The organism is Sulfuricurvum sp. RIFCSPLOWO2_12_FULL_43_24 (assembly GCF_001829605.1).
Lineage (GTDB): Bacteria > Campylobacterota > Campylobacteria > Campylobacterales > Sulfurimonadaceae > Sulfuricurvum.
The window spans coordinates 24,995-42,371 of sequence record NZ_MIBT01000013.1; the positions used below are offsets into that span (position 1 = coordinate 24,995).

The 17,377-nt window shown below is 46.3% G+C and carries 17 protein-coding genes; 12 read left to right on the forward strand and 5 right to left on the reverse strand.

Annotated features, from left to right (window positions below):
* Positions 1–114: 114 nt before the first annotated feature.
* The 5 genes from A3G19_RS01180 (at position 115) to A3G19_RS01200 (ending at position 6,801) form a co-directional block, all read left to right on the forward strand.
* Positions 115–2,043, forward strand: a complete 1,929-nt coding sequence (locus tag A3G19_RS01180; RefSeq protein ID WP_294870178.1) for a thioredoxin domain-containing protein — start codon at positions 115–117, stop codon at positions 2,041–2,043.
* 511 nt (positions 2,044–2,554) lie between these two features.
* The gene (locus A3G19_RS01185) at positions 2,555–3,832 is read left to right on the forward strand and encodes a CmpA/NrtA family ABC transporter substrate-binding protein (RefSeq protein WP_015653851.1); all 1,278 of its coding nucleotides are present in this window, start codon (positions 2,555–2,557) and stop codon (positions 3,830–3,832) included.
* A gap of 93 nt (positions 3,833–3,925) precedes the next feature.
* Positions 3,926–4,708: a nitrate ABC transporter permease gene (ntrB, locus tag A3G19_RS01190; RefSeq protein WP_015653852.1), complete on the forward strand. Its 783-nt coding sequence runs from the start codon at positions 3,926–3,928 to the stop codon at positions 4,706–4,708.
* On the forward strand, positions 4,705–5,505 hold the full coding sequence (locus tag A3G19_RS01195) for an ABC transporter ATP-binding protein (RefSeq protein ID WP_015653853.1): 801 nt from the start codon (positions 4,705–4,707) through the stop codon (positions 5,503–5,505). The genes ntrB and A3G19_RS01195 overlap by 4 nt, the downstream gene beginning before the upstream one ends.
* Positions 5,506–5,565: 60 nt before the next feature.
* The gene (locus tag A3G19_RS01200; protein WP_294870180.1) at positions 5,566–6,801 is read left to right on the forward strand and encodes an alginate export family protein; all 1,236 of its coding nucleotides are present in this window, start codon (positions 5,566–5,568) and stop codon (positions 6,799–6,801) included.
* Between the two features lie 81 nt (positions 6,802–6,882).
* Here A3G19_RS01200 and A3G19_RS01205 read toward each other — a convergent pair whose 3' ends face one another.
* Entirely contained in the window at positions 6,883–7,458 is a 576-nt protein-coding gene (locus tag A3G19_RS01205) for a bifunctional precorrin-2 dehydrogenase/sirohydrochlorin ferrochelatase (RefSeq protein WP_294870182.1), read from the reverse strand.
* 110 nt (positions 7,459–7,568) lie between these two features.
* Here A3G19_RS01205 and cobA point away from each other — a divergent pair, with 110 nt between their 5' ends.
* The 4 genes from cobA (at position 7,569) to A3G19_RS01225 (ending at position 14,176) form a co-directional block, all read left to right on the forward strand.
* Positions 7,569–8,345: a uroporphyrinogen-III C-methyltransferase gene (gene cobA / locus A3G19_RS01210; RefSeq protein WP_015653856.1), complete on the forward strand. Its 777-nt coding sequence runs from the start codon at positions 7,569–7,571 to the stop codon at positions 8,343–8,345.
* Entirely contained in the window at positions 8,323–10,230 is a 1,908-nt protein-coding gene (locus A3G19_RS01215) for a hypothetical protein (protein ID WP_015653857.1), read from the forward strand. Before cobA ends, A3G19_RS01215 begins: the two co-directional genes overlap by 23 nt.
* Entirely contained in the window at positions 10,230–11,795 is a 1,566-nt protein-coding gene (locus A3G19_RS01220; RefSeq protein ID WP_015653858.1) for a DmsC/YnfH family molybdoenzyme membrane anchor subunit, read from the forward strand. The genes A3G19_RS01215 and A3G19_RS01220 overlap by 1 nt, the downstream gene beginning before the upstream one ends.
* A gap of 86 nt (positions 11,796–11,881) precedes the next feature.
* On the forward strand, positions 11,882–14,176 hold the full coding sequence (locus tag A3G19_RS01225; RefSeq protein ID WP_294870184.1) for a nitrate reductase: 2,295 nt from the start codon (positions 11,882–11,884) through the stop codon (positions 14,174–14,176).
* Here the strand turns inward: A3G19_RS01225 and A3G19_RS01230 are convergent.
* Together A3G19_RS01230 and A3G19_RS01235 are read right to left on the reverse strand one after the other, a co-directional pair.
* Positions 14,169–14,576: a c-type cytochrome gene (locus tag A3G19_RS01230; RefSeq protein ID WP_015653860.1), complete on the reverse strand. Its 408-nt coding sequence runs from the start codon at positions 14,574–14,576 to the stop codon at positions 14,169–14,171. The genes A3G19_RS01225 and A3G19_RS01230 overlap by 8 nt on opposite strands.
* Positions 14,573–15,196: a hypothetical protein gene (locus tag A3G19_RS01235; protein WP_294870187.1), complete on the reverse strand. Its 624-nt coding sequence runs from the start codon at positions 15,194–15,196 to the stop codon at positions 14,573–14,575. The genes A3G19_RS01230 and A3G19_RS01235 overlap by 4 nt, the downstream gene beginning before the upstream one ends.
* Before the next feature lie 151 nt (positions 15,197–15,347).
* Here A3G19_RS01235 and A3G19_RS01240 point away from each other — a divergent pair, with 151 nt between their 5' ends.
* The 3 genes from A3G19_RS01240 to A3G19_RS01250 are packed head-to-tail and all read left to right on the forward strand — an operon-like array spanning position 15,348 to position 16,797.
* Complete coding sequence (locus tag A3G19_RS01240) at positions 15,348–15,716, forward strand: hypothetical protein (protein WP_015653862.1); 369 nt, start codon at positions 15,348–15,350, stop codon at positions 15,714–15,716.
* A gap of 6 nt (positions 15,717–15,722) precedes the next feature.
* Positions 15,723–15,980 carry a GIY-YIG nuclease family protein gene (locus A3G19_RS01245; RefSeq protein ID WP_294870189.1) on the forward strand — a complete coding sequence of 86 codons (258 nt, stop codon included), beginning with the start codon at positions 15,723–15,725 and terminating at the stop codon, positions 15,978–15,980.
* Between the two features lie 58 nt (positions 15,981–16,038).
* Positions 16,039–16,797 (forward strand): TerB family tellurite resistance protein, encoded by a 759-nt coding sequence (locus A3G19_RS01250; protein WP_294870191.1) that lies wholly within the window; start codon positions 16,039–16,041, stop codon positions 16,795–16,797.
* Positions 16,798–16,803: 6 nt separating this feature from the next.
* On the opposite strand, the gene A3G19_RS01255 is transcribed toward A3G19_RS01250, so the two are convergent.
* Together A3G19_RS01255 and A3G19_RS01260 are read right to left on the reverse strand one after the other, a co-directional pair.
* Positions 16,804–17,016 carry a hypothetical protein gene (locus A3G19_RS01255; protein WP_294870193.1) on the reverse strand — a complete coding sequence of 71 codons (213 nt, stop codon included), beginning with the start codon at positions 17,014–17,016 and terminating at the stop codon, positions 16,804–16,806.
* A 12-nt stretch (positions 17,017–17,028) separates the two neighbouring features.
* The gene (locus A3G19_RS01260) at positions 17,029–17,259 is read right to left on the reverse strand and encodes a hypothetical protein (protein ID WP_015653866.1); all 231 of its coding nucleotides are present in this window, start codon (positions 17,257–17,259) and stop codon (positions 17,029–17,031) included.
* Between the last annotated feature and the right edge of the window lie 118 nt (positions 17,260–17,377).

The following is a 17,377-nucleotide window of genomic DNA, read 5'->3' on the forward strand; positions in this document are numbered from 1 at the left end:
TATAATATTCAAAAACCATTGTAATATAAAAAAAGTTAATAGTCTGTAACGAAGGTCACAAAACTATCAAAAAACGATAAAATACAAAAATTACTAATTCAGGAAGTATACATCATGCGGTTTATGATCCTTTTAGCACTACTCTTTTTGACATCATTCGCCTCCAACTCCCTCATTCACTCTTCTTCCCCGTATCTGCAACAACACGCGCAAAATCCTGTCGACTGGATTGCATGGGATGAGAACGTACTGGAGCGTGCCAAAGAAGAGCATAAACCGATTTTCATCTCCATCGGGTACAGTACCTGTCATTGGTGTCATGTCATGGCGCATGAATCGTTCGAAAATGAAACCATCGCCGAAATTATCAACACCTATTTTATTCCCGTTAAAATCGACCGTGAAGAACTCAGCCATCTCGACAGTCACTACCAACAGCTCCATCGACAACTCTATGGACGCTCAGGAGGATGGCCGCTAAATGCGATACTGACCGAAGAGGGAAAAGTGTTTTGGATCGGAACGTATGTACCGCCGCACAGCGAAGAAGGGGTGGAGGGGATGGACTCGATAATGAAACGCTTCGGCGAGGGGTATGCACGTGATAAAGAAAAATACCGTGCTCTTGCCATGAATATCGAAAAGATCTCTCCGACTGTTGTAGCGGATGGGAACATTTCTGCCAAAGCACTTTTTGAATCCGTCACCTCTAACTATGACGCACTCTATCACGGATTTGGAATTGCCCCTAAATTTCCGGAAGCCTCCAAAATAGCGTTATTGCTCGATCTTGCGGAACTCGGTAATCCCCAAGCCAAAAAAATGGCTTTAGAGATACTCCACACCATGGCACTGAGCGGTCTGTATGATCAAAGCGAAGGGGGATTTTTCCGTTACAGTACCGATGCCGGATGGGAGATTCCCCATTTTGAGAAGATGCTCTACAATCAAGCCGAATTGATACCGCTTTACGTTCGCGCTTATCAAATGACCCATAATCCACTGTATGCGGATGTCGTTCGAGAAACAATAGCCATAACGCAACACCGATTTGGAAGCAATGGAGTGTTTTACAGTGCCAGTGATGCGGACAGCGACCATGAGGAGGGAGGCTATTTTATCTACACTGAGCAGGAATTAAAACAGCTCAATCTCTCCGCATCACTCAATGCGGCATTGGAGCTGGAAGATGGCGCAAATTTCGAGGGGAAATACCATCTTCACATTGCAACGCCTAGCCGCCCCAAAGGGTTTCGTGAACTTCAAACTAAGCTGCAAGAACTTCGCAAAAATCGTCATTATCCCTTTATCGATACCAAAATCATCACCTCGTGGAATGCGATGATGATCGAAGCGCTTTACAAAGCGGGTGCGATTGATCCCGCCTATACACAAATGGGAGATACTTCGCTCAATATCCTTCTCAAAACGCTCCAAGTCGAGGGGACGTTATACCATCAAAGAGTTCAAGGGTATCCGATCACCCAAAAAGCCCTTTTAGAGGATTATGCTTTTCTCATCTCGGCACTCCTAGTCGGATACCAAGCCACCTTGGATGAAGAAAAATTACAACTCGCCCAAAAATTGTGCGATGAAGCGATAACACACTTTTACACCAAAGAAGGATGGGTACAAAATAGTGATCCTCATAAAGTAAAAGTGGACTTGCTCGATAAATATACCACCTCTGCTTATGGGAGGATGATGCAAAATCTTCGTATTCTCTCTGTTCTTAGTGAAGAGACCCGCTATGAGCGGCTTGCCAAAAAGTCGCTGGAACAGACCCCATATCTTGATCCCTCCCTCAACGCACCGTCCAGTATGATTGCGTGGCTCATGGGACGTTACGGGGTAATATCCCTTTCGCACCAACGCACGATTCTGAATCAAAATCGCCAAAGCATTGCAAAAATTGCTTATCCCTATCTCTATCTTCATCCGGAAGTGAGGGATGATTTCGGAGCATGTACCGTGAATGGATGTTTTAGTAATGATAAGAATTTAGATGTGGTTAAAAAAGCGATTAGTGAGCTAAAAAAATAGCACAACACTAATGTAGGAGAAATCGCCCAATATTTGTATGATTGTTGACCCTATCACACTTTATATTGTCAAAAAATAACATAAAAAATTAATTATAATTTAATAGATAGCGGAGTATATTCTTTCTTTTCATTGCGTAGATATACCAATTTTAAAGGAAAAGTACCATGTATCGTTCTGATAATAAACTATTACGTTGTACACTTTATGTGACAACAGGCACTACGTTATACGCTCTTGCTTTGTTAAATATTTTGAATCTTTTGACATGGTTCTTTTCAAATTGGTATTGGGAACTTTAGACGCGCTTTCTTATTCGTAACAACGCTATCCGTTTCACCCCTTTTTCCCCTTACCTATTATTGATTTCGGATGATATCCATAGAAATGTTTTAATTTTTACATAAATATACAGTACGTTGATTATTTTTTAATCATAAAACTGTATACATACTTGAACTTTTTCCCCTACAATTATTTCAGACAAAATAGTCTTTAATAAGGAGTTCACATGAAAAGCTTGAATGTATTTGCAAAAGGTGCTCTAATGCTCTCATTAGCCGCTTCGGTGGCGATGGCAGCTCCAGAGAAAAAAGATCTCAAAATCGGATTCATCCCATTAACCGATTGTGCGGCACTGGTTATCGCAAAAGAAAAAGGGTTCTTTGCCAAACACGGTCTCAATGTTGAGCTAAGCAAAGAGGCTTCATGGGCGAATGTCCGTGACAAAATGACCGTCGGTGAACTCGATGCGTCTCATATGCTCGCGGCAATGCCGATCGCGACAACACTCGGTGTCGGAAGTGCGAAAAAAGATATGGTTGCCCTCATGGCACTGGGTCAAAACGGCGATGCTATCACCGTCTCGAATAAAATGTATGATGCAATGATGGCCGCTGATCCGGTCGCTACCAAAAAAGGCTCAGCGAGTGCTCTCAAAAAAGTAATCGCTTCCAAAACGATGGGAGTTCCGGAATTCGGGATGACATTTCCTACCGGAACCCATAACTACCATGTTCGATACTGGATGGCAGCGGGGGGTGTAAATCCCGATACCGATGTCGCTCTCAAAGTCGTTCCGCCACCCCAAATGGTTGCCAACATGACCGCCGGAAATATCGACGGCTACTGTGTGGGTGAACCGTGGAATCAACGTGCCGTTATGGGAAATATCGGTAAAACCGTCGTGACCGGATATCAACTCTGGCAAGATGGACCGGAGAAAGTCCTCGGAGTCCAAAAAGCGTTTGCCGATCAAAATCCCGAAACGACCAAAGCGATGATCAAAGCGGTGATCGAAGCGGGAATGTGGCTCGATGCGTCGTGGGAAAACCGTAAAGAAGCTTCTGCGATTCTCTCTAGTAAATCGTATGTCAATGCCCCGAAAGATGTTATCGATAACTCGATGACCGGAACCTATATGTTCACTAACGGTGTCAATACACCGATGCCGAACTTCAACGTATTCGGTAAAAAACAGGCTCTTTATCCGTATTACAGTCATGGCCTATGGCAGGTCACCCAAATGATCCGCTGGGGACAACTCGATCATGCAATCGACATGAAAAAAACCGTTGAGAGCGTCTATCGCCCCGATCTGTTTGCTAAAGCGGCTAAAGAGGTCAATTACGCTCTCCCATCATCTGGATGGAAAGTGGAGAAAAAATTCATCGACGGTGTAACGTTTGATCCGAATAAATCAGTAGATTATATCTATAACGCACCGATCAAATCGCCGAAAATCACCAAAGAAGCACTTATGAAAGTGAATAAGTGGAGTGTGAAGTAATACGGCTCTGTCATCCCGAACTTGATTCGGGATCTAATCTTAGAGATGCTGAATCAAGTTTAGCATGACAATAAAAATTTACAAGGAGACCCAATGGTTTCAAAATATATCAATGCCGTCCTTTTGCCGCTGCTGCTCTTTGGAGTAGTCATCGCGATTTGGTCGGCCATTGCAGCTCAGATACCGGGATTTCCTCCTCCGGGCGAAGTATGGAGTGAACTTCTCGTCGTCCTCTCCGATCCGTTCTACAACAACGGTGCGGGAGATCAGGGGATCGCACTTCAACTGGGTAATTCTCTTGCCCGCGTATTCGGAGGATTTGCCCTTGCTATCGCCGTGGGTGTTCCGGTGGGGTTATTGATCGGGATGTCTAAAAGTGCTTATACGGCGTTCAACCCGTATATCCAAATACTCAAACCCGTTTCACCCCTTGCGTGGCTTCCACTCGCATTGTTCGTGTTTAAAGAGGTCAATACGACGGCTATCTTCGTCATTTTCGTTACTTCTATCTGGCCGATTATTATTAATACGGCACTGGGAGTTCGAAGTGTCAGCGAGGATTATCTAAACGTTGCACGTGTACTTCAGTTGAGTCCGTTTGAGAAAGTATTTCAAATTATCCTCCCCGTTGCCGTACCGTTTATTTTTACGGGTATGCGTCTATCATTAGGGATCGCATGGCTGGTTATCGTCGCAGCAGAGATGCTCACAGGCGGTGTCGGGATCGGCTTTTGGATTTGGGATGAGTACAACAATCTCAACTACTCCCATATTATTATCGGAATCATCCTTATCGGGATTATCGGGTATATCCTCGATGCTCTGATGGGGATTATCGCCGATTTCTTTGATTATCGTAAGCGAGGACTCAAATGAGCGCAAAACCTTTTTTAAAAATCGATCATGTCGATAAAATCTTCCCTTTAGGGGGAGGCAAAGAGTATGTTGCCCTTCGAGATATCCAACTGGATATACAAGAGAATGAAATCGTCTCGATCATCGGTCACTCCGGATGCGGGAAATCGACGATTCTGAACCTCATTGCCGGATTGGATACGATCAGTAACGGGACAATTTTGCTCGAAGACAAACATATCCTCGCTCCCGGACCCGAACGTGCGGTGGTGTTTCAAAACCATTCGCTCTTACCGTGGCTGAGTGTCTACCAAAACATCGAAATGGCGGTACGCAAAGTTCTCGGTGAAGATCTCAGTAACAGCGAAATCCGCGATCATGTGATGAAATACATCAGTATGGTCAATCTTGATCATGCCAAAGACAAATATCCCGGTGAGATCAGCGGAGGGATGAAACAGCGTGTCGGTATCGCCCGTGCCCTCTCCATCCAGCCGAAAGTCTTGCTGATGGATGAGCCCTTCGGTGCGCTCGATTCGCTGACCCGTGCCAATCTGCAAGATCATTTGATGCGGATCCAAATGCAAACAGGCAACACCGTCATCATCATCACCCATGATGTCGATGAAGCAGTCCTTCTCAGTGACCGAGTCATCATGATGACCAACGGTCCTGAGGCGACCATCGGAGAGATACTGGAGGTGAACCTTCCGCGTCCCCGTAATCGTTTAGAATTGCAACAAAACCCTGAGTATCTCCGATGCCGCGAAGCGATCATCGAATTTCTCTATTCTAAATTCGCCAAAGAAGACGAATAGTATTAACAAATTCCCTCATGACGAGAGGGTATATAAACATAAAAACATAAGGAAAATTGAATGAAAAAAATCACATTATCAGCCGTTGCTGTATTAACATTGTTGCCGAATGTACTGAGTGCAGAAGGCTTTACCCTCTTGAGTGATGCAAAGTTCAACGGAGAGTTACGTCCCCGTTTTGAGAGCGTATCGATCGAAGATTCCACGAAAAAAGATGCCGATGCGTTTAGCGTACGTGCAACGCTCGGATTGGAAGCACAACTGCTCGGTATCAGTGGCCTCTCGATGAAAGTGGATGGGACAACGGTACAAACGCTTGGAGGAACCCACTACAATGATCTTTCTCCGACGAAAGATGCGAGTTATGAGATAGTTGCCGATCCTGAGCAAACCCGTTTTACCCAAGCCTATCTTCAATACAAATACGGTTCAACGACGGTAAAAGCCGGCCGTCAAATCCTCAATCTCGATAACCAGCGATTCATCGGTTCGGTAGATTGGCGTCAAATGATGCAAAGTTTGGATGCCGTTAGTGTTACAAATACTTCCGTTGCCGGTTTAAGTCTTAGCGGTGCGTATGTCTACAGCTATGCAACGGTCTTTGAGGAACCGACATGGGATAGCAAATCGGTTATCGTAAACGGTACGTATAAAATCAGCGATATGGTCAAAATTACGGCCTATGATTACATGATTTCATCTGAAAAAGCCTCTTACGGAAGCGACACTTACGGGTTAGCGCTTACCGGAGATCTTCCGGTTGCTATGGCAAAAGTAGCCTATCGTGCCGAATATGCGCAACAAGGGGATGCAACCTTTAAAACCATCGGCAGTGTAAAAAAAGAGAATGATGCAACGTATTATAATCTCGATGCACTTGCCAACATCAGCGGACTCCTCGTCGGTGCCGGGTACGAAGTGCTAAGCGGCTCTACCGGCAGTGATGGGAAAACGGCGTTTGCTACTCCGCTCGCAACGTTACATGCATTCAACGGTTGGGCCGATAAGTTTCTTGCAACACCGACAGGCGGTTTGAAAGACATGAGTTTATCTTTGGGATATACAGCTCCGGGTCTGGGCAAAGCGATGGCGGTCTATCACGATTTTGAAACCGATAAAGCGATGTCCGAAAAAAATGATTTAGGTTCAGAATGGGATATTCTCTATACCAATGCTATTCCGGGGATCAAAGGGCTTAGCGGCTTAGCCAAAGCAGCCTATTTCAGAGGGGGAGATGTCAGCGGATTCGATAAAGACGTCACCAAAATCTGGTTGCAACTCGGATATAAATTTTAATATTCCTCACCCCTCGCGGGTGATCAGATTCAAGCAGTAGAGGATTACGATCTCCTCCTTATGTTTCGCCCACTTCGTTCTCTACTGCTTGGATGTGATAAAGCTTTCAAAAAATGTTCGACAAATCCCAATAATCTTCTCTTGACGAGCCTTGCCTACCGGCTCGCTTTGACGAATCGCATGAACTTGATCGATCAGATTATGAATCCCATCAGGAATAACCGACGTTAAAAATTTACGTAACGCTGAACTGACCGCAGGAGCCCTCCCCGCCGTATTGATCCCGATACATAAATCCCCTTCAACGATCAGTGCAGGGAAGATGAAGCTGCACAATGCCGGAGAATCGACACAATTAACGGGTGTTTTAGTCGACATACAGGTATGAAAGATCTTTTCTTGCTCATCCATATCATCCAATGCACCGATGACCAAAAAACGCCCCTCTAAATCGCTGGATTCATATTCTCTTTCTAGGAGTATAATTGGGTATTGAAGAGCAAGAGAGCGAATCTCTTCATGGATATCGGGGGCAATGACACTCAAGGTTGGTGAGAATTTTACCAATTGCTCAATTTTTCGCAAAGCCACTTCCCCTGCTCCAATGACCAAGCAATCTTGACCTTTTAAATCGACAAACATAGGGAAAAGTGCCATTTAAAATCCTTCTCAACAAACTGATTAAAAAATAAACAAAAATTTGTTTTTCTTATTGACATTTTACACTATTATTTTAAAGACAAAAAAGTCCTAATAAGGAATATCCTATGAACGGAAAATTATATTTAATCGGGTGTGGACCCGGCGATGCCGATCTACTAACCCTTAAAGCACTTAAAACGATTGAGAAACTTGATATTGCACTTATTGATCATCTTCTCACCGATGAAATCATTGCACTGATCCCTTCACGAGCCAAAGTAGTGTTTGTGGGAAAAGAGAAAGGGAAGCACAGTTTTCCTCAGGATCAGATCAATGCAATGATTAGTGAATATGCTCTGCAAGGATTCACGGTAGGACGCCTAAAATGCGGTGATCCCTACATCTTTGGTCGTGGTACGGAAGAAGCGATTTACGCTTCTCAAAACAATATTGAGACCGAAGTCATCCCGGGAATTTCATCTGCCTTTTCCGGCCCGCTCTCCGCTGGAATTGCCCCCACTGCGCGCGGTGTCAGCACAGGGGTTTCCGTGGTTTCTGCCCATCTCTCAGGGGATCGTGTAAATCTTTCATGGATACCTATGTTAAGTGTCGAAGATCACACCACGGTTGTACTCATGGGGTTAAGCCGTACACGTCAGATTGTGAAAGAGGCCTTGGATAAAGGGATTGATGCTTCATTGCCTGTTGCTATCATCTCTAATGCCACAACGGCGATTCAAAGCTCTGTTATCACTACGCTCGGCGAGCTGATTACTGCCGCCAAAGGAGCACCGAAACCGGCTATTTTGGTGTTCGGCAATGTTGTCAATTTAGCACAGGTTCTCCCAACCTACCGTTATGAAATCAAGGAGGAATGTAATGACATCGCTCTCTCAAGCTAATGCCGAGCGCAGTGCCAAACGGCACAAAACCGAATCGATCAAAGATGCTTTTAGTGCAACCGAAGCGTGGGAACGACTGATCGGTTATTCCAAAACCGGATACGCGTCGATCAGTGACGATGACAAAGATTTTGTCCTCAAAAGTTTCGGTATTTTCGATCGTCCCGCTACACCTGAACGGTTTATGATACGGGTACGGATTGCCGGAGGCGGACTCAGCGTTGAACAAGCACTCGTCGTTGCGTATGTGGCAAAATCGTTCGGTCAAGACTACATCGATATCACCACCCGTCAGCAAATCGAGCTGCGTTATCTGCGCATCGAAGATCTCCCGGAAGCGTTGAAACTTTTAGAAGATGTCGGACTCACAAGCTATCAAACCGGAGTGGATAACTTCCGAAATATCCTCATCGATCCGCTCGATGGGCTGGCTATGGATAATATCATCTCCACTAAAGCGATCATGGAGCAGATTCAATCCGTCTTTTTGAAAAATCCCGACTGGATCACTACCCTGCCCCGTAAATTCAATATCGGAGTCAACGGTTCACTCAGCAATCGATGTAATATTTTCGGTCAGGATTTTGCACTCTCCCTTGCAGAAAAAGAGGGGGAATACGGATTTAACCTCTATCTGGGCGGTCGTGTGGGAAGTTTGGCACACGATGCCGATATGTTCGTTGCCCCTTCCGAAGCGGTACGTGTCTTTGAAGCGGTGGCAACCCTCTTTAAAACCTATGGATTCCGCGATAACCGTAATAAAAACCGTTTGAAGTTTCTGATCGAAGCCGTCGGAATGAGTGAATTTAGAGCTGCGATTGAAGAGCAGTTAGGGCATGCGATGCCTAAAGCGGGGATAAGTCTTGCCCAGCTGGAAGGGGGAGATCATTACGGAAAAATCGCTCTGAATGATGGCTCATTCGCCCTCTATGCCGCTGTCCCATCCGGTGTTTTTAGCGGCACCGATCTCTTCCATGCAGCCCATATTGCCCAGTCACAAGGGGGAGCACTCCGTCTTACGATCGAGCAAAATCTTATTGTCACCGGAATTCGCGATGAAATAGCGGCACTTCAGTCACCGCTCTTTGTCAAATATCCTAACCGCCCCTCACCGTACATGGCGAACCTCATCGCCTGTGCAGGGAGCGAGCATTGTCCTTTCGGCGTCATACCCGGTAAACCCGATGCGATTGATATGGGTGAGTATTTAAGTCGTGAAGTCCCTTTAGAGGATGCAAAAGTACGCCTTTACTGGTCGGCATGTATCAAAGGGTGCGGAGTGCACGGTGCCGGAGATTTGGGCTTTGTCGGATGTAAAGTACCGCGCAACGGTAAAACAGTACTCGGAGTCGATATTTTCATCGGCGGAAGTTTGAGCGGTGAGGGGGAAGAGGCTCATCTATTGCTGAAGGGGATCGTCCTCGAAGAGGCTCGTGAATTTGTGGCCGAATTGATGCGGCAATACCGTGATCTACGAGTTGCTAAAGAGAGTTTAGAACATTTTATTCAGCGTCTTCACATCCGTTATAGCAACTATGCTATCGGTTTTTTAATGCGATGGAACCGATTTATGAATCTTCAATCACTCGAATCCACGCTCCATTTTAATCTCAAAACCCACGGTGGAAGCCACAAAGAGAGTGATGAAATCTATCTCTTCGGTTTGTCCCTCGTTCAGTCGATCACAGGAACAAAAGCCTATGATGTCGAAGACCCATTTTTAGAAGGGAAAAAACCGTTTGCTTTTGATTTAAAAGTATTGGATAAACACTATCTGCCTTTTAAGGCAATTATTGAGAAAATGATCCATCCCAATCCTTTGAATCGGTATCAAGTTTTTACCGAAATCACGAATGATCTTACGACACTGGAATCGAGCCTATAATGGAATCAACACCACTGGAGAGCTTTATCGGGTATAAAGCCGCTACCGGAATGCAATGTGGAAACTACAGTATCGATGTTCCGCCTCTGGGTGTGGGGGAACAGTACCGTTTCCATTTCGATGCCACCAAATGCATCGGATGCCGCTGCTGTGAAGTGGCGTGCAATGAGCAAAACAATAACCCTAGCGACATCAAATGGCGTCGCGTGGGCGAGATGGAGGGGGGAAGCTTCCCAGACACCCTCTTGCTCTTTAACTCCATGAGCTGTAACCACTGCATTGATCCCGCCTGTCTCATCGGCTGTCCCACCAACAGCTACATCAAATTCGATAACGGTATCGTCTTTCACGATGATCCCAGCTGTATCGGATGCCAATACTGTACCTGGAACTGCCCCTACGGTGTCCCGACCTACCACGAAGAGCGCCATATCGTTACCAAATGCCATATGTGTCACGAACGTCTCGCCATCGGCCAAAGCCCCGCCTGTGTCCAAGCGTGCCCCTCCGGTGCCATCGAAATCGAAACCGTCAATGTCAGCGAATGGAAAGAGAGTGCTATCGACACGCAGGGCAATATGCCTCATCTGGCAAACGCGCGCCTCACCCATTCCACGACCCGCTTTACCCTCCCAAACGATCTCCCCGAAACGATGAGTAAAGCCGATGAACATCATCTGCACCCTGCTCATTCCGAGATTCCGCTCGTGTTTATGACGGTTCTCACTCAAATGTCGTTGGGGGCTTTCGGCGCATTGTTCGTCGGAGATATTCTTTCCCTGTTCGGATTTTTTGAGCCCAACTGGATACTTGCCCTCCTCACCCTTGCTCCTGCCGCACTAGGACTCCCCCTCTCAGCTCTGCATCTTGGGCGTCCACTTAAAGCACTCAGCGCGATGAAAAATCTCCGCACCAGCTGGCTCAGCCGAGAAGCCGCCGCATTAGGTGCATTTGCAACACTGATGAGTCTCAATGTCGCTCTCTATTATTTTGAGATTACGACGGCGATACGCCTTGTTTTTGAAGCGATGACACTGATGGTCGGACTTTACGGTATCTATGCCCAAGCGATGATTTATCGTATACCTGCCCGCCCTTCATGGGATAGAGTAAGCACCAACCGAAAGTTCTTTACCACTGCCTATAGCGGACTTTTTTTAGTCGCCCTTGCCCTCCTCATTTTCGGACAAAACGATTCGGCAACACCGTTGCTCAGTGCGGCAATGTTACTGGCACTCATGCACGGATTTTTTACATTTGATGCCTACAATGAACTCAAAAGTTCATCGATACCGCAGTTACAAAAAACGCTCCGGTTGTACCGCGAATATTTCTTAACATTCCATACGCTCCGATGGGGTATGTTTGCCGTGGGTGCCTTTGCACTGCCACTGCTTACCACTTTGTTTATCGCGTCAGGGGTGAACCTCGCATCCATACTCACTTTGGGAATCGCGCTTATCCTTTTAGTGCTTAGTGAGCTTATGGATCGATTTTTATTTTATACAACAACGGTTCCCCTCTCTATGGCCGGCGGTTTCTTCGTTGGCACACAACGACATTAACCCGTTCGCCCTGAGCCTGTCGAAGGGTGCATTCATGGTTCGACAAGCTCACCACGAACAGAATAGATAAAACGAAAGGCTTTACGATGCTAAATTCACTCAAAAACTTCCTCGGTCTGGATATCAAAGCCTCCAAATACGCTCTGAGTGATGATCCGATGTTCGGACGCATAGCAGATGCGAAAAAACCGGATAAATGGGTCTTCTCCACCTGCGGCTACTGCGGCGTGGGGTGCGGTCTCTACATCGGGGTCAAGGATGGAAAAGCCGTTTATACCAAAGGCAACGCCTGTCATAGTGTCAACATGGGAACCCTCTGCCCAAAAGGTCTAAGCGAACACGAGATGCTCACCTCCTCCAACCGCCTCCTCTCCCCGCTCATTCGCAAGGGGGAGACACTGGAAAAAGCATCGTGGGACGAAGCGTTTACCAAAGTTTCCGAGACATTCAAATCCATCAGCGAAAAATACGGTTCGCGCGCCATCGGCGTCCTCTCGACCGGACAGCTTTTGACCGAAGAGTTCTATACCCTCGGCAAACTGGTTCAGCTGGGGCTTCGTACCAACAATTACGACGGAAATACAACCCTCTGCATGGCTTCGGCGGTGGCAGGATACAAACAATCCCTCGGCTCCGACGGTCCTACCGGATCGTATGAAGATTTTGAGTGTGCCGACGTGATCGTACTCGTGGGGGCGAACATCGCCGACAACCATCCGATCCTCAAACTCCATATCGCCAAAAACACCAAAAAGCCCAAAATCATCGTGATCGATCCGCGAGCCTCAAAAACGGCGCAGATGGCCGATATTTTCGTCCCCCTCAAACCTCGTACCGATCTCGCCCTTTTCAACGGCCTGGCCTACATCGTTTTGGAACAGGGGTGGGAAAACAGCGAATACCTCAAAGCCAACGTCACGGGGTTAGGCGATTTGCGCCGCCATCTCCAAAACTACCCTCCGCAGGAAGTTGCCAATATCACGGGAGTCGATGTCAAAACCCTCTATGAACTCGCCCGTCTCATCGCCGGAGCACCGGCGGCACTTACCGCATGGACAATGGGAGTCAATCAATCCTACATGGGAACCGATACCGTCAGCGCTATCATCAACCTCCACCTCCTCACGGGGCAGATCGGACGTCCGGGAGCCTCCCCCTTTTCGATCACGGGGCAATGCAACGCCATGGGAACGCGTGAGAGCGGTTTTACCTCTTCCCTTCCGGGATACCGTAACTACGGTGATGAAAAAGCGGCACAAGAGTACGCTGATATCGTCCATGTACCGCTTGAGCTGATCCCGACCTCACGGGGCTACAAATACGGTGAGATCATCGGAGCGATCGAACGCGGTGAGATCAAAGCGCTGTGGGTTGTTGCGACCAATCCGCTGGTCAGTTTCGTCGATCAGACACGCTTACGTGCCGCCCTTGCCAAACTTGATCTCCTCGTCGTACAGGATGCGTTTATGTCCGATACGGCAGAACTGGCCGATGTCGTCTTCTCTGCCGCAACATGGGGAGAGAAAGAGGGAACCTACACCAACTCCGAGCGCCGCTGTAACCGCGCAAACAAAGCGATCAACCCTCCGGGCGAAGCCAAAAGCGATTTTGATATTTTTCTTGAGTTCAGCGGTTATTTCGAGGGGGTCAAAGAGTTAATCTATCCCAACTGGGAAACACCGGCCGATGCGTTCGAGGAGTGGAAACGGGTCACGCAGGGACAGCTGTGCGACTATTCGGGTATGAGCTATGAAATGATGGAACTCAGAGGAGGAATACAGTGGCCGTGTAACGAACAATTCCCCCTCGGTACGCCGAGACTTTATACCCCTGAAATCGGTTTTCGCACCCTTGATGGCAAAGCCAAACTCCTGAGCTTGGAATGGATACCGCTCCAAGAGCCGACAGTCGAGCAGTTCCCCGTTATTCTCAATACAGGCCGCACCGTCGAGCAGTGGCACACCCGTACCAAAACACGAGAAATCGGTATCCTCAACGATTTGGCTCCCGAAGCGTGGGTCGATATTAATCCTGCCGATGCCGAACAATTGGAGGTCAAAAGCGGAGATCGTCTCTCCATCAGCTCACCGCGCGGACGGGTCGATAATATCGTGGTACGGGTGACACAGACGGTACGGGAAGGAAACGTCTTTGTCCCGTTTCATTTTAACACCCAGCTCATTAATACCCTCACCCCGAGTCTATTTTGCCCTAAATCGGGAGAACCGAATTTTAAACAAACCGCCGTTCAGCTTCACTCGCAGAAAGTACCGGAGGGGATCAAAATGAAGTCTCCACAGATCAGCGGTGAAATCACATTGCAAAGAACGGATTCTGATCTGCGAATAGAGGAAAAAACGTTAGAACAGGCGGTTATTTAAACGAGACTTTTGCATACCGATCGATAATCCATTCAGCAACCGCTTGTTTTTCATCCTCATTCAACTTCCCTTTGAGGGAGGGCATAATTCCAAATTTCTCAATCGCCATCGGGTGACACATACTGTATTGCACACTGGGATTTTCGATGTAATCTTTGATAAATGCAATCGTCACACGACGCTTCACATCCTCATCCTCATCGGCAATAATAATATTCTCTTTGAGTCGATTGGAAACTTCTACCATAGGAGGAGCCTTGAGAGTGTGAAGTACTTTTATCACCTCTTTTTTCTCCATCATTTCAACGTGACATTGCATACAGTTTTTTTGATAGACACTATATCCGTCTGCCCCGTATAGCGAAAGAGCAACCCCCAGTATCATCCCCATTTTAATCATATAATTCTCCCTTCTTCTAACATTTTTAATTTGATAACACCATCATCGCGATGATCGATTAAAATCCGTTTAACCCGATCCTGCCATGCGGATTGAAAGGCTTCACGTGTCTTCATATCACCTTTTCCGCTCAAAATCATTCCAAGCCATTCTTGCATCTGCGGATGAGCTGAAACAATCTTTGGATTGTAACTTAAGCAAACACTTCGATCGGTATCGATCCGCTCCAACACCATATCGCTCTCTAATCCCTCATCAAAATAGAGGAGATTTCGCCGATCAAATCGTCCGCCCAAACCATGAAATCCACTCGATTCAGTCGCTCCTGTAATCATAGATGCAACATTGGCGATTACCCCGACAACGCCATCGCCAAGCTTTCCTTTGATCGTAACGCGAATCTCTCCCCGAACAGGGACGCTTTCAGGGTATAAAAGGGCAAGCCCTTGCTGCAGCATACGATAGGCCCCTGCTACCGTTGGACAGGAGTGCCCCGCTAATTTAACCGCATCGGCATAGCTATATTCCATGATCCCGCCTGAAGCGGCACCCAGAATATCTGCGAGGGGATCAGCCATTGTGATTACGGGAACATTGTTAAAAAAAATAGGAAAAGACATACGCATAACTCCTTTTAATTTAGGAGATTATAATGTTTCATGAGCGTATGGATATTGATATATATCAATTTGTCTCTCTTAATCCTATGCGTTACTAATTATGTGTACAATTGCTTTTATAAAAAAGTAACCCCATACAAAAGAGATGCCCATGACTTTCCCTCCGGCAAAATTACAACAAATCAAAGAATCGACCGAAATCTACAAACACGAAGTGACTACGCTTAATACGCTGATTCACCAAGAATCCGATGACAATCGTCTCGACATGCTTTACTACCTCCGTGCGATCTCCACGATACAACACTGCAACCGTATCGGACTGCTCGATGCGGAAGAGATGGAAGAGAGTTACATGGAAGCACTGGGAGAAGAAGTCTCCCGCTACTTCCCACATAAGGACGATTCAGAACTCTTTGATGATATTGCCGTACTCGAAGAAGATGTCAAAAGCGGTTTTTTCGATGACCCTGAAGGCTCCAAAAAAAGATTACTGGATGCCTTGAAAATTACCTTATAAATTTGAATGCTTATGATTTCTGACCTTGCGTATAGTGTTTATATCCTCAGATGCAGTGACAGCACTCTCTATACCGGAATCACCAACAATCTGGAAAAAAGGATAATAGAGCACAATACCTCGGATCGCGGAGCCAAATATACCCGCTATCGCCGTCCGGTAACCTTGGTCTACCATGAAGCACATGAAAATAAAAGCGAAGCACTAAAACGAGAAATTGCTATTAAAAAAATGCCCCGATCCAAAAAAGAGAAGCTGTTATAAATTTTTCATTATCGATTTAAAGCTACACTTCCACATCTAAATTATTGCAGGATTTTTCATGACCCAAATACTCATCCTTATTGTCGTTGTTGCCATTTTTTACTGGCTTTCCCGCAGTTTTTCCCAAAACCAGCATACCTATACCCGCAATCAGTTCGCAGGGTTTAAGCTCAATAAAGACGCCCTTGCACACAGTGAACTCGGACTGTTTGTCGCCCTCTCCGCCAAAGTCGCCAAAGCCGATGGTCGTGTCGATGAGCTCGAAGCGGAACTCGTGAGCAATATGTTCACCGATATCAGCGCACTCTTCCCTGATCCCGAAGCAACCAAAAAACTGCTCAAAGAGATTTTTGATGAAGAGAAAAATGCTCCGCACAATCTCGATCTCGTAGCTCAGGCACTCTACAAAACGTTGGAAAAAGATGTTCACAAACGTCAAAAAATGGTGGAATTTCTCGTCAATCTCACCTACATCGACGGAACCCTCTCTCAGAGCGAAGAAGATATGCTTCACCGGATCGCGTACCATTTAGGGTTTAGTGAGCGGGATCTAAAAGCGATGATGGAGCGTTTTGGTTCCTACCACCGCAACAGTGTCAAAGAGAGTTCGATCGATCAAGCCTATGCACTCTTAGGGGTTACCGCCGAAGCGACGAATGATGAAGTGAAAAAAGCCTACCGCGCACTGGTTCGAGAATATCATCCTGACATTATTAAATCTCAAGGGGCTTCGGAGGAATATCTCAAAGAAGCCACAGAGAAAGTGCAGGATATCAACGCCGCCTATGAGATGATTAAAAAATCTCGCGGTATCTAGAAAGGGCTAATAGCTCCCTTCTCCTACCGTGATGACATAATTGTCATCCACTTCCACAACGCCGAATGAATGTTGACCGCAAAAGCTCTCATTCATCTCTTGCGCCCATGCACGAGCGATTCTCATCGCATTTTCTTTATAATCCAATGTTTTGATTTGAGGCATTTTTTTCCGTATTGCACATTTACACAGTTTTTCAACCACTACATGATGTTCCATAATTTCCTCCTATTAGTGATCGGACTTGCATCCACAGCCGCCACCGACCATACCGATGACAAAATTGTCATTCACTTCCACCAGCTGAAACTCATGTTTGCCGCAAAAGTGTCCATTCATATATGCCATTTGTGTTTCCGCAGCTTCCAAGGCCGTATCTTTCGCCTCAAAAGTAGTAATTTGAGCCAATCCCTCTTTTTTGGCACAGCTGCACAATTTTTCGATAACAACGTGATGTTCCATAGTCTAATCCTTATGAGTTGATTGTTATTACCTCTGCATAGAGTGTTCCAGATGAGCTTTTATCGATAGTTAAAAAAAGAATATTCATGCTATTTTATTGTGTTATAATCTTCCATAC

What these genes read in the sequence shown, in the direction of transcription:
- A3G19_RS01180 (WP_294870178.1), top strand. Translation starts at nt 115, where the DNA reads ATGCGGTTTATGATCCTTTTAGCACTACTCTTTTTGACATCATTCGCC.
- A3G19_RS01185 (WP_015653851.1), top strand. Translation starts at nt 2,555, where the DNA reads ATGAAAAGCTTGAATGTATTTGCAAAAGGTGCTCTAATGCTCTCATTA.
- ntrB (WP_015653852.1), top strand. Translation starts at nt 3,926, where the DNA reads ATGGTTTCAAAATATATCAATGCCGTCCTTTTGCCGCTGCTGCTCTTT.
- A3G19_RS01195 (WP_015653853.1), top strand. Translation starts at nt 4,705, where the DNA reads ATGAGCGCAAAACCTTTTTTAAAAATCGATCATGTCGATAAAATCTTC.
- A3G19_RS01200 (WP_294870180.1), top strand. Translation starts at nt 5,566, where the DNA reads ATGAAAAAAATCACATTATCAGCCGTTGCTGTATTAACATTGTTGCCG.
- A3G19_RS01205 (WP_294870182.1), bottom strand. Translation starts at nt 7,458, where the DNA reads ATGGCACTTTTCCCTATGTTTGTCGATTTAAAAGGTCAAGATTGCTTG.
- cobA (WP_015653856.1), top strand. Translation starts at nt 7,569, where the DNA reads ATGAACGGAAAATTATATTTAATCGGGTGTGGACCCGGCGATGCCGAT.
- A3G19_RS01215 (WP_015653857.1), top strand. Translation starts at nt 8,323, where the DNA reads ATGACATCGCTCTCTCAAGCTAATGCCGAGCGCAGTGCCAAACGGCAC.
- A3G19_RS01220 (WP_015653858.1), top strand. Translation starts at nt 10,230, where the DNA reads ATGGAATCAACACCACTGGAGAGCTTTATCGGGTATAAAGCCGCTACC.
- A3G19_RS01225 (WP_294870184.1), top strand. Translation starts at nt 11,882, where the DNA reads ATGCTAAATTCACTCAAAAACTTCCTCGGTCTGGATATCAAAGCCTCC.
- A3G19_RS01230 (WP_015653860.1), bottom strand. Translation starts at nt 14,576, where the DNA reads ATGATTAAAATGGGGATGATACTGGGGGTTGCTCTTTCGCTATACGGG.
- A3G19_RS01235 (WP_294870187.1), bottom strand. Translation starts at nt 15,196, where the DNA reads ATGTCTTTTCCTATTTTTTTTAACAATGTTCCCGTAATCACAATGGCT.
- A3G19_RS01240 (WP_015653862.1), top strand. Translation starts at nt 15,348, where the DNA reads ATGACTTTCCCTCCGGCAAAATTACAACAAATCAAAGAATCGACCGAA.
- A3G19_RS01245 (WP_294870189.1), top strand. Translation starts at nt 15,723, where the DNA reads ATGCTTATGATTTCTGACCTTGCGTATAGTGTTTATATCCTCAGATGC.
- A3G19_RS01250 (WP_294870191.1), top strand. Translation starts at nt 16,039, where the DNA reads ATGACCCAAATACTCATCCTTATTGTCGTTGTTGCCATTTTTTACTGG.
- A3G19_RS01255 (WP_294870193.1), bottom strand. Translation starts at nt 17,016, where the DNA reads ATGGAACATCATGTAGTGGTTGAAAAACTGTGTAAATGTGCAATACGG.
- A3G19_RS01260 (WP_015653866.1), bottom strand. Translation starts at nt 17,259, where the DNA reads ATGGAACATCACGTTGTTATCGAAAAATTGTGCAGCTGTGCCAAAAAA.